This window comes from Rhodopirellula sp. SH410 (genome assembly GCF_055811895.1).
The window spans coordinates 4,639,173-4,652,203 of record NZ_CM147949.1 but is presented as its reverse complement, the minus strand read 5'-3'; the positions used below and the strand labels follow the sequence as shown (position 1 = coordinate 4,652,203).

Annotated in this window: 15 protein-coding genes and 1 pseudogene; 2 read left to right on the top strand and 14 right to left on the bottom strand. The window is 53.3% G+C overall.

The window, feature by feature from the left end; genetic code table 11:
* Positions 1-7: 7 nt before the first annotated feature.
* The 12 genes and pseudogenes from SH410x_RS16995 to SH410x_RS16940 all read right to left on the bottom strand — a co-directional run bounded on the left by SH410x_RS16995 (position 8) and on the right by SH410x_RS16940 (position 10,444).
* Entirely contained in the window at positions 8-805 is a 798-nt protein-coding gene (locus tag SH410x_RS16995; protein ID WP_473669164.1) for a type 1 glutamine amidotransferase domain-containing protein, read from the bottom strand.
* A gap of 342 nt (positions 806-1,147) precedes the next feature.
* On the bottom strand, positions 1,148-1,558 hold the full coding sequence (locus SH410x_RS16990) for an ACT domain-containing protein (protein WP_473669162.1): 411 nt from the start codon (positions 1,556-1,558) through the stop codon (positions 1,148-1,150).
* A 40-nt stretch (positions 1,559-1,598) separates the two neighbouring features.
* A pseudogene (locus SH410x_RS16985) lies at positions 1,599-1,844 on the bottom strand (hypothetical protein); the annotation flags it as partial.
* Positions 1,828-2,067, bottom strand: a complete 240-nt coding sequence (locus SH410x_RS16980) for a hypothetical protein (RefSeq protein WP_473669160.1) — start codon at positions 2,065-2,067, stop codon at positions 1,828-1,830. The gene SH410x_RS16980 and the pseudogene SH410x_RS16985, both read right to left, overlap by 17 nt.
* Positions 2,068-2,301: 234 nt before the next feature.
* The gene (gene egtB / locus SH410x_RS16975; RefSeq protein ID WP_473669158.1) at positions 2,302-3,561 is read right to left on the bottom strand and encodes an ergothioneine biosynthesis protein EgtB; all 1,260 of its coding nucleotides are present in this window, start codon (positions 3,559-3,561) and stop codon (positions 2,302-2,304) included.
* Positions 3,545-4,438 carry an L-histidine N(alpha)-methyltransferase gene (gene egtD / locus SH410x_RS16970; protein WP_473677331.1) on the bottom strand — a complete coding sequence of 298 codons (894 nt, stop codon included), beginning with the start codon at positions 4,436-4,438 and terminating at the stop codon, positions 3,545-3,547. Before egtD ends, egtB begins: the two co-directional genes overlap by 17 nt.
* Positions 4,439-4,574: 136 nt before the next feature.
* Complete coding sequence (locus SH410x_RS16965) at positions 4,575-5,447, bottom strand: SDR family oxidoreductase (protein ID WP_473669156.1); 873 nt, start codon at positions 5,445-5,447, stop codon at positions 4,575-4,577.
* Between the two features lie 156 nt (positions 5,448-5,603).
* Positions 5,604-7,004, bottom strand: a complete 1,401-nt coding sequence (locus SH410x_RS16960) for an alkyl sulfatase dimerization domain-containing protein (protein ID WP_473669154.1) — start codon at positions 7,002-7,004, stop codon at positions 5,604-5,606.
* A gap of 10 nt (positions 7,005-7,014) precedes the next feature.
* On the bottom strand, positions 7,015-7,461 hold the full coding sequence (locus tag SH410x_RS16955) for a MarR family winged helix-turn-helix transcriptional regulator (RefSeq protein ID WP_473669152.1): 447 nt from the start codon (positions 7,459-7,461) through the stop codon (positions 7,015-7,017).
* Positions 7,451-7,912, bottom strand: coding sequence for a hypothetical protein (locus tag SH410x_RS16950; protein ID WP_473669150.1), 462 nt, complete (start codon positions 7,910-7,912; stop codon positions 7,451-7,453). The genes SH410x_RS16955 and SH410x_RS16950 overlap by 11 nt, the downstream gene beginning before the upstream one ends.
* 104 nt (positions 7,913-8,016) lie before the next feature.
* Positions 8,017-8,271, bottom strand: a complete 255-nt coding sequence (locus tag SH410x_RS16945) for a hypothetical protein (protein WP_473669148.1) — start codon at positions 8,269-8,271, stop codon at positions 8,017-8,019.
* Between the two features lie 718 nt (positions 8,272-8,989).
* A complete protein-coding gene (locus SH410x_RS16940) occupies positions 8,990-10,444 on the bottom strand; it encodes an IS701 family transposase (protein ID WP_473669018.1) in 1,455 nt (484 codons plus the stop codon).
* Positions 10,445-10,654: 210 nt separating this feature from the next.
* Between SH410x_RS16940 and SH410x_RS16935 the strand changes: the two genes are divergently transcribed.
* Positions 10,655-11,395 carry a DUF3179 domain-containing protein gene (locus tag SH410x_RS16935; protein ID WP_473669146.1) on the top strand — a complete coding sequence of 247 codons (741 nt, stop codon included), beginning with the start codon at positions 10,655-10,657 and terminating at the stop codon, positions 11,393-11,395.
* Between the two features lie 105 nt (positions 11,396-11,500).
* Here SH410x_RS16935 and SH410x_RS16930 read toward each other — a convergent pair whose 3' ends face one another.
* Complete coding sequence (locus SH410x_RS16930) at positions 11,501-12,046, bottom strand: thioredoxin family protein (RefSeq protein WP_473669144.1); 546 nt, start codon at positions 12,044-12,046, stop codon at positions 11,501-11,503.
* 249 nt (positions 12,047-12,295) lie between these two features.
* Between SH410x_RS16930 and SH410x_RS16925 the strand changes: the two genes are divergently transcribed.
* The gene (locus SH410x_RS16925) at positions 12,296-12,487 is read left to right on the top strand and encodes a hypothetical protein (protein ID WP_473669142.1); all 192 of its coding nucleotides are present in this window, start codon (positions 12,296-12,298) and stop codon (positions 12,485-12,487) included.
* A gap of 238 nt (positions 12,488-12,725) precedes the next feature.
* Here SH410x_RS16925 and SH410x_RS16920 read toward each other — a convergent pair whose 3' ends face one another.
* Positions 12,726-13,016 carry a putative quinol monooxygenase gene (locus SH410x_RS16920; protein ID WP_473669140.1) on the bottom strand — a complete coding sequence of 97 codons (291 nt, stop codon included), beginning with the start codon at positions 13,014-13,016 and terminating at the stop codon, positions 12,726-12,728.
* Between the last annotated feature and the right edge of the window lie 15 nt (positions 13,017-13,031).

The window sequence follows — 13,031 nt, the reverse complement described above, 5'->3', positions numbered from 1 at the left end:
TCGCGTGCTACTCGGACGCTTCTTTCAACGTTTGCAGCTCCTTCAAGGTCGCCATGCCAACATTCTTGGCCGATTGGGGATTCTGGCCAGTTATCAATCTTTGGTCGACCGCTACGTGTTCTTTAAAGGGTTCCGATTTTTCAAAAATCGCCCCACGCTCAATTAATTTGTCTTCCAACAGAAACGGAACGACTTCCTCGAGTTCTACCTTGACTTCTTCTTCGTTGGTGAAGGCATTCACTTGTTTTCCATCGACCAGATACGTTCCATCGCTCAATCGGATGTTTACAAGACCAGCCGGTCCGTGACAGACGGCACTCACGACACCATTGTTTTCATAGATCTTTCGTGCGATCTCGGCAATGGCATTGTTGTCAGCGAAGTCCCACATGGCTCCATGTCCTCCTGCATAATGAATCGCCACATAGTCGTCTGGGTTGACTTTGCTGGGTTGCTTTGTGTTTTCAATTTTGTTGCGATAGACATCATTGTCCCAGAATTTCTTGTTAATCGGGTCACTCATGTCAAACGCATCCACGGGTGCTTTTCCGCCTTTCGGGCTTACGAAGTCAATTTCGTAACCAGCGGAATGCAATACTTCCCATGGGTGAGATACTTCTCCTAGGTAGTAGCCAGTCTTTTCTCCAGTGTCTCCTTTTTCGTCATGGCTAGTAACCACAAATAGTATTTTCTTTTCGCCACCTTTTGGAGGCTCTGCTTTTGTGAGTGCCTCACTTGAGTCATTCTTGCAGCCTGCGAAGAGCAAGGTGCATGTCGCGAGCAGTAGTAGTGTTCCAGTTTTCATATTGCTTGTCATCTTTGGATGGTTTTGAGAATGGGGTGAATACGTGGTTTCGTGGGTGGCTGCAGTTTAGTGTGTTGGAAAGGAAGTTCCCCGCGATCCCGGCTGAACGCCGATGCAGAGGGTTCCGTGTTGAACTGGCCGTGGGACGCTGACCTCGGTTCTCGAAACGCTTCGCGTTTCACGCGGTTACCGGGGCCAGCTTCCATCGGCAAATTTCGGGGAGGGTATCCCATCACTGATTCGTAGGTGCTTCGCCGCTGAGAGGGGAGCAGTCATCACGCGAAGGTAAAAAGGTGATCATCGTGTCGGCACTGATTTTCGAGACAACGTCTCGGACTCGAACTACGAGCGACACGATTGCTCGACCACATCGCTCAATACACGCATCGCTTCTTTGGCTTTTTCGGACGGGACAAACAGGTGGTCATGGAAGTAGGCCGAGATTGCGTTGACGCTGATGCCTTGTTCAGCGAGTTTTTCAGTGACGACGGCAAGGAAACCAATTGCCTCCAGGCTGGAGTGCACTTTGAGAGTGATCTTCCTGCAAGGAAACGTGAAGTCGAGATGGTTCGCTTCCGCTTCGTCCTTCGCAAGAATCAACGTCAAGCCCTCGTCTTCGAGAAACTGACCGATGGGGGAAAGGGAAAGTTTGGACACGACCGCTGGTTCCAATGAGCAAAACACGAACTCGCCATCTTGGAGTTCGGGACGCATGGTTTGCAGCAATGTCTGTAGATTCGCTTCGCCGTTCATTGGTTTTTTCGTCGTGTTTGTGCATCGCTTAAAGCCGAATTCATTCCCGTAGCTCGCGGGCGACGGTGAGGTAGTCGTTGCGAGCGGTTGCGTTGACCATGTTGATCCGTTGCTCCGGTGGCAACTTGAATCCAGCTTGCCTTGCTGCTCGTACTGATTGAAACGTAACACCAGCATCCGTCAATGGACGGTATTCGCTGCGGAAGTTGTGGTGAGCCCAGATTTGCGGTCGCTCTGCTCCAAGAAACGAAGTCACGTCGCCGGTATGGTCACCATGTGAGTGCGTAAGGAATAAGTGGCGGGTTTAACGTAGTGGATCTTGTTAAAGATCCTGTTCTGGATGGATCTTTAACAAGATCCACTACGCCAGTTATTGATCTCGCGTTGCGAAAGATGATCGCCTTGACCGGTTCGTCGGTGATCTTGCGAACCTCCGCCACGATACGATCCGCGTCGTCTCGCGTCATTCCCGTATCGACAATGACAACGCCATCCTCACCAACGAGCATCGAAACATTCGCGGGGCTGAGGCCGACTGCGACGTGGACTTTGTCAGCGACTTTGACGAATGTTCTTCAAGCTGTTTTGATTGTTGCGTCAGCTTTCGGGTCGCAGCATTGTCTTGTGCAAAAACGGGGGCCGCTACGAGCAGCAGGATCAATGGAAAGTAGGCTCGGTTCATATTGGTTCTCTCCGTTGAGGTTTGAAACGTGTCGTGGAAATTGTGGATCGACGACCTCCGGTTATTCGGCCAATCGAAAGCCCGAAAACTGCCAGCGTGCATCCGCTGGGAAAAAGTTGCGGTAGGAGTCGCGAATATGCGAACGCGACGTCGCCACGCTTCCTCCACGCAGGACGTATTGATTACACATGAACTTTCCGTTGTATTCGCCAATCGCACCGGGCGGCGGGTGGTAACCGGGATAGGCATGATAGCTACTCGCCGTCCACTGCCAAACCGAACCAAGAAATCCACCCGACGACAACGTCGGATGAATAGGAACGTTGTTAGCAAACAACTCGTCAGCGAATTGGCCTGAGTCAGCGTCACTGCAAGTGCTGTTAGTACTTCGGCATGCTACCTCCCATTCAAATTCGGTTGGGAGTCGTTTGCCAGCCCATCGTGCGAACGCATCCGCCTCAAAATAGCTGACATGACAAATGGGCCAATTGGGATCGACCGGCGTAAGCCCTGCCAACGTGAATTGCATCCATCGACCATCTCGGCGCATCCAGTAGAGCGGTGCGTTCCAACTCCGTTCCTTGACCGCGTTCCAGCCGAGTGAGAGCCATAACTCCGGTCGTTCGTATCCCCCATCGTTGATGAACTCAATGAACTGTCCACAGGTCGTCAAATTCAACGAGACACGAAATGCCGGAAGAAATACCGTGTGACGAGGCAATTCATTGTCGAAACAAAACCCATCTCCATCGTGTCCGACGTCGTATTTGCCATCGGTGATCTCTGCCCACGAATCCGTCGTTCCATTTGACGACGCAAATTCGCGGTCTTCGTACACGGGCAACATCGGATTGGACGCCAACGCATTCTTGATGTCCGTCAGGATCAATTCCTGATGCTGTTGCTCGTGGTTCAAGCCTACGGTGATCGTTTCAGCATGTCGAGCGGCGAAGTCGGGCGATTGCAATCTGCTGAGCAACTCCCGATCAACGTAACGGCGATACTCCCGAACGCAATCGAGTCCAGGCCGCGAGATGGTTCCCCGGTTGGGTCGGGGGAATTGCTCGCCAATCGCGTTGTAATAGGAGTTGAACAGATAGGAGAAGTGTTCGTCAAATACCGTGTAATCCGCTTCCTGTTTCAGTACAAACGTTTCAAAGAACCATGTCGCATGTGCGAGATGCCAACGCACTGGGCTCGCATCCTCCATCGACTGCACCATGCAATCTTCCGGCGAAAGCGACGCCGTGATGCGATCGGAAAATCGCCGAACACTCTCGAACTGTTCGCTCAAAGTCGGGTTCTCAGCGTTCATATTCATCTGTCGCTCCATCTAGCACAAGATGCAGCAAGCCGAACAGGCGATCGCTGTCCGTCCACTGTTGGTGCAAGCTAAAACCATGCGGCCTGGCCAGTTCGGCGAAACCCTCAATGCTGTACTTGTGCGAATACTCGGTCTGAATCTCCTCGCCTTTCCCAAAATGAACGACTGTGTTTCCGACCGTCACGTTTTGATCCACAAGACTGACAATCGAAATTTCGATGCGATGATCAGTCGAGTTGTAGATCGCTTTGTGTTGAAAGTTGGACAATACGAAATCACCTTCCAGCTCACGGTTGATACGCACCAATAGATTTAGATTGAATTGTTTGGTAACGCCTTGAGAATCATCGTAGGCAGCGACAATGGTGGACACATCTTTTTGAAGATCGATGCCAATCAGCAACCCGCCTTGGGGGCCAAGCAATTTGGCGATCGATGCGAGAAGTCCTGCTGCCTCTTCCGGCGTGTAGTTGCCAATCGTTGATCCCGGAAAATAGAGGGCCACGTGCGAATAGGGGGCCTTGGTTGTCGGCAGCGAAAACGGTTTCGTAAAGTCAGCCACCACTGGACAAATCTCGATTTCAGGATAGCGTGAACGCAAGTCGTCAGCTGTCATCACAAGATGTTCTTCTGAAACATCGATCGGCACGTAGGCCACCGGATCGATCAGTGCATCCAGCAGAATTCGAGTCTTGATCGAGCTGCCGCTGCCGAATTCGACCAGCATGACACGCCGATCCATTTGTTGTGCGATGGCGTCTGCGTTTTCACTCGTGATGGCGAGTTCCGTTCGAGTCAGATAGTACTCATCGAGTTCGCATATTTCATCAAACAGTCTCGAGCCGGCACCATCATAGAAGTATTTGCAAGGCAGCGTTTTCTTCGGTTTCTGAAGTCCTTCGATGACATCGGCAAGGAAGTTCTCGCTGGTCTGCTGTTGTTCGAGCGTATTGATGGTGTCGGTCCTGTTGAATCAATGTTGACGAGAAGGTACAGAGGCAGCGACGGTCCTACGCCTGTGCCAAGTTACCCTTGAGCCGGTCGAAGTATGCTTGCCAACCTTGATGCTCGCGACCTGTAGCAAGGGAAAAGTGGCTTTCGCTGTTCGCTGCTCCGTTGCGGATGCCTTCATAGATGCCTGCAATTACCGTGCCGAGGAACTCGCCAAGTTCTGCAATTCGGTCTTCGCGATACTCATCAACTGTCATGGTGCGATATTTCAGTTCCGTGCCAAACGCGTCGTTCAAGTAATCGGCCAACTTTTGCTGCGTGATCGCTTCGCCGTGCAGATTGTACGTCTGGCCGTCATGCTTCGATTCCGTCAACATGCGGGCGTAGGCAAAGGCCAGTTCGCCGCGAGTTGTGTAGCCGCACTTTGCGTCACCAGCGCAGTTTGCAATCTCACCACGTTGTTTGTAGGTCTCGATATAATCGACATCTGGTTCAATATAGATACCATTGCGGCCGATCACCCACTCAAGCCCGCTGTCGCGAACGTCTTGTTCCGTCTGACGATTACTTTGGACAATAGGTGAAAACCCAGTGCCTTCTTCCGCGCCCTGGATGCTGGTGTAGACGATCTTGCAAACACCTGCCTCCTTGGCAGCTTCGATGACGTTGCGATGTTGACCAATCCGTTTGTCTGGCGCGTCCATTCCAGAAACCAGCAGCAGGCTATCAATGCCTTGTAATGACTTTGTCAGCTCATCACTCGCTGTATAGTCACCTGGTCGGACCTCCACGCCTAGCGATTCAGCCTTGCTCGGAGTCCGAGCAAGCCCAACGACATTTTCCTTGCCGACGCACTCGACAGCGGCGTGGACGGTTGCTGAGCCGAGCTGGCCGTTGGCGGCAGTGACTCCGATCGTGAGTTTGTCTGACATTGGTTTCTCAAAATAGGCAACGGACGATTCATTTCTGTCGTAGTGGACGAGGCGACGAGTCCTCAGCCTCCGGACTCGTCGCCTCGTCCACTACCAACTTCGACACTTATGTTCCCATGGGTTGCTGAGACGGACGGATGTTCCCATGAGTGGTCACTAGAACCACAGCTCGCTCAACTTGCCGGATTCGAGTTCGTTGGCATAGCTGAGGTAATAGTTCCGGTTTGGCGCGTTGTACTCTCGTGCAGCCAGCCCTCTGAGTGCCTGAATCTTCACTTTACGGGCCAATTTGCTGTCGCCGTCGTCCAGCCATTTCACATGATCCGACAACTCCAATGCCCATTGGTAGTCTTGCGCTGCCAAGGCTGCATTCATTTGCTCGGTCAATTTTTGTGTGCCGCCGGCGAGTTCGGCAATCTTGTGCGCTTTCAACTTGGGTTCCATCGGACTCAGGGTCGTCGGGTTTCCGTCGTACCAGCCCAAGAGGCCTGAATAGATTGCTCGGACGGCATGGGGTACCGTGCCGTAGAACTGAATCAGATACGGTTTTTCTTTCAGGTGTTCCGGCAGTTTGACTTCGTGAGCGAGTTGATCAGGACCTTTTCCGGCGTTAATGCCTCGCACGGTTTGGTCGTACACACTGCGAATCGCGTCGCTGTAGTCTGTCAGTGCCGTCGTCGCCGCTTCCTGTCCTTGGATGGGCATCGTATGGCCAGGAACGACAACGTGTGGTTTCAGTGCGGCCATCTTCGCAACGCTTTCGGACCAATCCAGCACGTCGCGATAGGCGGTGCCCCGAATCGCATACAGGTTTGGAAAGGAACTGTAAAAGTTGTCGCCCGCGAACAGCACTTTCTCCTTGGGCAGCCAGATATACATTGCATCGTCGGTTTCCCCAGGGCCGGTGTGGAATTCGATGTCGACACCCGCGATCGTCGTTTTGAGTCCGCTGCTGGGAACGGTGACGGTCGGTGGAAGGAATCCTTTGCCGCGGTCGCTGTCCTCGGTGCCCGCTGGTGCAACACCGCGGTTGGTAATCTCCGACGGCGAGAGCTGCCGACCGAACTGACGAATATTTCGCTTCTGCTTTTCCGGATCAACCGCTTGATTGACGCCTTCGGCGGAGCCAAACGTTTCGGTGGCGTAGATATCCGGTTTCTCATCACCAGCAAAGGCACTGGCTCCGCCGATGTGATCGCCATGGCTGTGCGTGTAGATGATCGCCTTGACCGGCTTGTCACTGTATTGCCGGAAAGCTTCCGCGGCGCTGGCCGCACTGGCCGGACCGAAGAGAGTATCGACGATGATGACACCGTCCGTCCCGACGATCATCGAGGTGTTCGCGCCGTGAAATCCAACCGCGGTGAACACGTTGTCCGCAACTTTGACTACACCCTTGTGGAACTGTTGCTGCTGAGCATTGAGCATCCGAAGTGCCGTGTCGGGCGCGACCTGCGTTTGTCCGCTGGCAGATCCGGCAGTCAGTGCAAGAATGCAAAGCAGACCGACTGTTTGCGAGCTTGTAGGGAAGCAGAGAGAAGAGAAGGTCTTGTTCATGTGACTATTCCTAAGAAACGTGTTTGGTTAAGTTCTTCTGCATCTTTCGCAGAACGTGTTGCGTCACTTCCAGCTCTGAGGTCGAGATGCCCTTGAGCGTGGTTTTTCGTAAATCGTCCAGCAGGGGCAAGACGGTTTGAAGTTTCTGCTCGCCGCGGCGAGTCAATCCGACCATCACGATCCGAGCGTCTTCACTCGATACGGTTCGCTCGACAAACTTCCGTTCAACGAGTCGATCGAGCTGCCGTTTCACCGTCGTTGGATCACGAATCATCAGTGACGCCAACTCGTTCATGCTGAGCCGTTTATCGGCATCCAGCAAAGTGATCAGTGTCTGCGTTTCCTCTGGCGAAAACGGCCAACCAGCACTCTTGAGCACCGCAGCCATTCCCGAACGAATCAGGTAGGCGACACGCCCGATTGCGAATCCGGGCGAGGATTCTGAGTCAAAGTGCATGTTCCCCTCCGGAAGGATCGTGTATCGCGGCGGTTGTCGGCTCAGCAAAGATCGGACGATACCAATCAAAGTAGCAGTAAATCAGTAGCACGCACGCTGCGAAATCGGGAAGCCCGACGACAAGGTATTGATGAGCAAAGAAGATCACGTACAGCAGAATGTTGAACGCATAGGGCAGCGCCATCAGGATCGCGAGTGGCGTTGTCCGTGGGAAGAACATCAGCCCGCCCGCGACCGTCTTGAGGAAGCCAACCCAAAAGATCAGATAGCCCGTTTTCTGAAGTGCGAGCATGAATTGATCGAGTTCACTTGGCGGGTCGCCAACGGGATACCCATTCACGCCAAAGCCCATCGTCATGATCCCCGTGCCGACGAGGAACAATGCGAAGAGTATCCGCACGACGAAGGCGAGACGGGGAAGTCGAACGCGACGTTTTTCTAATGAAGGCATATCACTCGGCTCATGCGAGTTGAGGTAGCACGTTTGTTCACCTGACTCGCGGGGTGAAAACTCGCGAGCGTTGTACCTGTATGTTACAGCTAACGGTCGGCGAGTCAATGCTTGCGGCGAAAAAAACTGGTGCCGGCTGGCACACGCCAGAGTTTCGGATGGTCTTTCTTGGGGCTCTTGTCGATGTGATTGAACCTGTTCTCCCGGAATTCGGCGCATCCGTACGCGGTGGCCTCGGTGCTGACGAGACCGCCACCGAAGGTCAATCCCTTGCCGGGCAAGATTCCAGCGAGACGTTTCTTGAAGGCCTGCTCAAAGCCGAGAAACCTCAGTACGCTCAAGGCCGCTGCATGAAGCATCCCGTTGCTTCGCATTGTTCAATCCACATGCAATCGTCTGTGGCATTTTGAGTGGTTCTTCACGGAATTTAGGAACGAGTGGAAAATAAGTGGCCGAACGCTCCGCGGTCGGAATGATCGACCGCGGAGCGTTCGGCCACCATTTTCGATAGTCACTTTCCGCCGGTTCTAAGTTCCGAGAAGAAGCTTTTTGGTATGCGATCTTATTCATTCAAACCGGAAACCGCGGAGAGGCCGTTGGAGGCTGAGACTCCTTACGGAACGATGCCCAGTTGCGACCGGAATTCGCAAGATCTATCGTGAATGCCTTCGCCAATGGACGCCGAAGTGAGGCGACTGGTAAGGGCGTTGTGCCACGCTGAACGTGTTCCAGCAGATCGTGCACAAGTACCCGAATCTTGACGTCGATTATTCGCGATAGGCCAGGCCTGAAGCGTGATTCACGTTTGTTCGTTTGAACACGAACGTAGGCTGCTCGATAGCCTTCGCCGCAGTTCCTTCTGGACTTTCGTTGTGCACTGCGTTCGTCACGTGATTGCCGTCGATCGACTGATACACCGCTCACCCATTCCGTCGTGGGTGGTCCAGCGAAAACTTTGTAAGGAAACGCGTCCACGTGCCTTATTCATACACTCCACTCGTTCCGAAACAAATAAATGGTAGATCACCATGAATCATGAGAAGCAACGCTTAGTTCCAGTTTTGCACTTTCCGCATGCTATCCGGCGAGCGTCGCCAGGAACGTGAGCAGACGTCTGGAATTATCGTCGGGTGTCGCAGCGAGCGACACCCCCGATAATTTCTCTTCCCAGGATTTGCGGCGTAGCGTCGTGAGCATGTCCGCGAAGCTCGGTTCAGACTTCCAGTGGTACCAAGGTCGATTCGGAAACTGGAGTTCCTCGTGGCCTTCGGTCGCGAACCACAGGATCGACAGGCTGTACAGGAACATCGCCATCGGAGCGGTTCGTTCGACCGCTTTGGGAGTGCGGTTCGCCGGATCTTCTAGTCCGAGATGTTGCTTGCAATCGAAGTGCGTCACTTCAATCGACCAACGTTGCGAGAAGATCGAAAGAATTTCCTGGGGCTTCATCGACACGTCGGTGCAGTAAAAGATTCGTGTCGGCCGCTGACCCACGGTGTCTTGCGAGAGCACCAGGCGAAGCAGTCGGTCGTTGCCGGCTTTGTAGTACAGTCCCGTGCGAGTTTTCACCCGCAGCGATCCGTGCAGCCCGTATTGATCGTAGTGGAGCGTTTGCCAACGTGAACTGTCCTGCTCCCAAGCAGCGGCATCTTTCAACCGCTCACCTTTCTTACGGCGAGGCCCACGACGGACGGTTGTTTCTTGAGGGGCCGGTGAGTAGAGCGCCGCCTTGGCATGAACTGGGCCAATCAACTCAAAGTTCTCAGGCAACTTCGACAGCACGCTCTTGCCGCTGTAAAGACTGTCGACGACGAGAATGAACTGGCGATCTGGGAACCATGCAGCAACCATGGCCACCATCTCAGCCATCAGTTCAGGCCGTGTTTTATGGGCTTTTGGATCGGGTTTGTTTTTCTTCTTGGCGTTCTCAGCTGCCTTCTTCTTAGCTGCTGCGGCTTGCTTGGCCTGCTTGGATGCGGCACGCACCTGCGCGGCGGTGGGATTCTTCTTGCGTTTGCCTTTCCCTTTGGCGAGCCCCTGGCGATTGCGATAGAGCCTCATGCAAATCGGCAGAGAAAAGACTTTCGTCGGTGCCCACCATGGATGAGCAATCACGATGCACAGGTCCACCCAATCGTGCCCCCAGTGACAAATTTTCTTGGACTTCGACGAACTCAACGCATCGTGGTGCATTCCAGCACCAAAGATCCCCAGGCCGCGTTTACGACAGAGGGTGTCATCCCCCGAAAGCACGATCGTGGCATCGGCACCGATCAAGTTGTTCAGGATCAACTGGGCCAACAGTTTCCAGAGATGATCGATGTCCCAAGCCGCTTGCGAGAAGAAGCGGTGGTAATCAGAGAAATGCCCGTTGCCAACGGAGTCGCTGGAAATAATCAGATCGGTGACATAGCGATGTCGGGCTGACAGAATCCAGCCGGTCATCAACAGGCGAAACGTTTGGAAGCTGGGAGCGGTGAAAGCTGGGGAGAACGTGCGTAGCAGAGTCTCGAACGAACTGGTAAGTTCCATGGTGGGCGGCTTCCGTGCCAAAGGATTTGAAAGTTTGAAGGTTCAAATCTCATTGGAACGGGCCGCCTTTTTCGTGCCAATATCAGTTAGCAAAAAGTGCAAAACTGGAACTTAGCAACGCGGGATCAATAACTGGCGTAGTGGATCTTGTTAAAGATCCATCCAGAACAGGATCTTTAACAAGATCCACTACGGTAAACCCGTCACTTATTGTTCCTGGTATCCTTAGCGGAGGACCGGGACGGCAGCCAAAAGTGGCGTAAATGGGGGCCCTATCCGCTAGCGATTTTGAATTACCATGAGATTATCAATGATCGAGTCGGGGAGGTGCCGATTGCGGTCACCTACTGTCCGCTGTGTGATTCGGCAGTCGTGTTTGATCGCCGGACTCCGCTTGGTGAGCGGGAGTTCGGCGTCTCCGGTTTGCTTTACAACAGCAACGTGTTGATGTTTGACCGATCCAATACGGAAAGTCTCTGGTCGCAGGTCAAGGGAGAAGGCGTCTCTGGGCCCGGCGCCGGAATGAAGTTAACCGTTCTGCCAATGGAGCTTACCACGTGGGCTGCATGGCAAGAACGTCATCCAAACACGACCGTGGTTTCATCCGATACCGGCCACCGACGAAATTACAATGCCAGCCCATACGCTCGTTACTTCAAACAGCCCAATCTGATGTTTCCGGCAAAGCCAATTAGCAAGGCGTTGCCGCTGAAGGAGAGCGTGATCGGAGTCTGGGATGATGCCGCCGCGTTGGCGATTCCCGTTTCTGCGTTTCGAGGCAAGTCGATGCAGATCGAGAAGTCGCTCGGTAGCAAAAGGTTCACGGTTGCCTTCGACGTCGAAGATCAAACGATTCGAGTCGTCAAGGCGGATCCCGGAATTCACTGGATGAATACGTTTTGGTTCGCATGGTATGCGTTTCGACCTGAAACCGAGATTGCGAGCCGCTGATGTTGTCCTCCACATTGCTCACCCAGATCCGTTCGTCATATCGCGGATAACGTTTTCAACCGCTCAGGTCGTTGCTGGCGTTGAATGTCGATTGATTTGACCTGATTACTGCATCCACTGTGTCAATTTGCGTTTGTCGGCAACACCTGACTGTCGATTCACGACCTGACCTTCCTTGATCATCATCAGCGTCGGGATTCCTTCGACTTGTAGTTGTTCAGCGATCTGTGGGTGGTCGTCAATGTTGATTTTGATCATCAGAGTTCCGCTCGTTGCCGCTTCTTGCTCCATTTCGTGGAGAATCTTTCCCTGTGTTTTGCAGGGACCGCACCAGTCGGCGTAGAAATCGAGCAGTACGGGTCCGTGAGCGTTGTTGACCTTTGCTATCAAATCTTCGCCTGGTGCAAGGGTAACAAGCGATGGAGCGTGTGGCATTGCTGCGGACGCGGTGCTGACGAGCGTTTCCTGTCGCTGAATCACCTCCGGGTCACCTGCTTCTGAAGGCTGCATTACGAGTTCCTCAGGCACGAGAGCATCTATCTCGCTAGAGGACGTCTTGCGAAATGCCATTGCGCCCCCATCCGTACATCCGGCAAGCAACACGAATGCAAATGGCAACACTGCGAAGGTAGCAAGGGAAGTGAGTTTCATTGGACGACCTGTTGGTTCTGTTGATGGAGAGTGTTGGTGACGGAGGTTGCTGTCTGAGTAATTGCGATTGCCCGCCTCTTTCCGCCGTGAGTGACGAAACCGATTTGAGAAATTGAAAGCCGGTCAACTGAGAACACCGACGATTCCTCATAAAGCTCGCAATGGATCCTTGCGACTCCCATCGTCCAGCAGTATCGCGCAACTTCGTGAGACGACACACGGTTGGGGGAAAGAACTCCGCCCGCGAATGTGAGTGAACTCACAGAAGCAAGCTTGCATGGATGCGGCGACGAAGGGATCTCGAATCAAACACAACCGGTTCATGTCGCCGCGGCTGAAAAAATCATCGATGTCGCCGGTGATTTTCAGAGTATCGGTGTGATGCTCGACAGGGATTCGGGAACGAGGGGCCAGTCGGCGATCGACGCGTTGGCTTGTTGACCGTCGATTTCGTCTTGAGCTGAGGTGAACGCGTCGGTCTGGCGATCCGTAGCAACGCGTGATCAATAACTGGCGTAGTGGATCTTGTTAAAGATCCATCCAGAACAGGATCTTTAACAAGATCCACTACGGTACACCCGTCACTTATTGTTTCTGGTGTCCTTATTTCCCGCTCGTTCCTAACTCACATTGGAAGCTCGGAACGAACGGTGTTCGCCAGTCGCTTGACAGCATCTCGCTAGGAAATTTTCGTCAATTCGCTAACCGTGAACTCTTCGACCATACCGTCGGTTGCCGCCAAGTAGTCCTTCAAGTGTTCGTTTGCCGAGTGGGATTGCCATAGTTGGCGCGACTGCCAGTTTTCATAGAACACGAAGTGAGCCGGGTTCTCGTTGTCTTGGTGAAGGTCGTATTGCACGCATCCCTCTTCGGCGTGTGTGGGAGCGATCAGCTTCAATAATTCAGCTTTGACCACTTCTACTTTGTCGGCCTTGGCTGTGATGTTTGCGACGATGGTTAGATGAGACATGTTTTGATTCTCGCC

Bases quoted from the DNA above. Each gene is read 5' to 3' on its own strand.
- SH410x_RS16995 (WP_473669164.1), bottom strand. From the start codon at position 805: ATGAAAACTGGAACACTACTACTGCTCGCGACATGCACCTTGCTCTTC.
- SH410x_RS16990 (WP_473669162.1), bottom strand. From the start codon at position 1,558: ATGAACGGCGAAGCGAATCTACAGACATTGCTGCAAACCATGCGTCCC.
- SH410x_RS16980 (WP_473669160.1), bottom strand. From the start codon at position 2,067: ATGCTCGTTGGTGAGGATGGCGTTGTCATTGTCGATACGGGAATGACG.
- egtB (WP_473669158.1), bottom strand. From the start codon at position 3,561: ATGAATATGAACGCTGAGAACCCGACTTTGAGCGAACAGTTCGAGAGT.
- SH410x_RS16965 (WP_473669156.1), bottom strand. From the start codon at position 5,447: ATGTCAGACAAACTCACGATCGGAGTCACTGCCGCCAACGGCCAGCTC.
- SH410x_RS16960 (WP_473669154.1), bottom strand. From the start codon at position 7,004: ATGAACAAGACCTTCTCTTCTCTCTGCTTCCCTACAAGCTCGCAAACA.
- SH410x_RS16955 (WP_473669152.1), bottom strand. From the start codon at position 7,461: ATGCACTTTGACTCAGAATCCTCGCCCGGATTCGCAATCGGGCGTGTC.
- SH410x_RS16950 (WP_473669150.1), bottom strand. From the start codon at position 7,912: ATGCCTTCATTAGAAAAACGTCGCGTTCGACTTCCCCGTCTCGCCTTC.
- SH410x_RS16945 (WP_473669148.1), bottom strand. From the start codon at position 8,271: ATGCTTCATGCAGCGGCCTTGAGCGTACTGAGGTTTCTCGGCTTTGAG.
- SH410x_RS16940 (WP_473669018.1), bottom strand. From the start codon at position 10,444: ATGGAACTTACCAGTTCGTTCGAGACTCTGCTACGCACGTTCTCCCCA.
- SH410x_RS16930 (WP_473669144.1), bottom strand. From the start codon at position 12,046: ATGAAACTCACTTCCCTTGCTACCTTCGCAGTGTTGCCATTTGCATTC.
- SH410x_RS16920 (WP_473669140.1), bottom strand. From the start codon at position 13,016: ATGTCTCATCTAACCATCGTCGCAAACATCACAGCCAAGGCCGACAAA.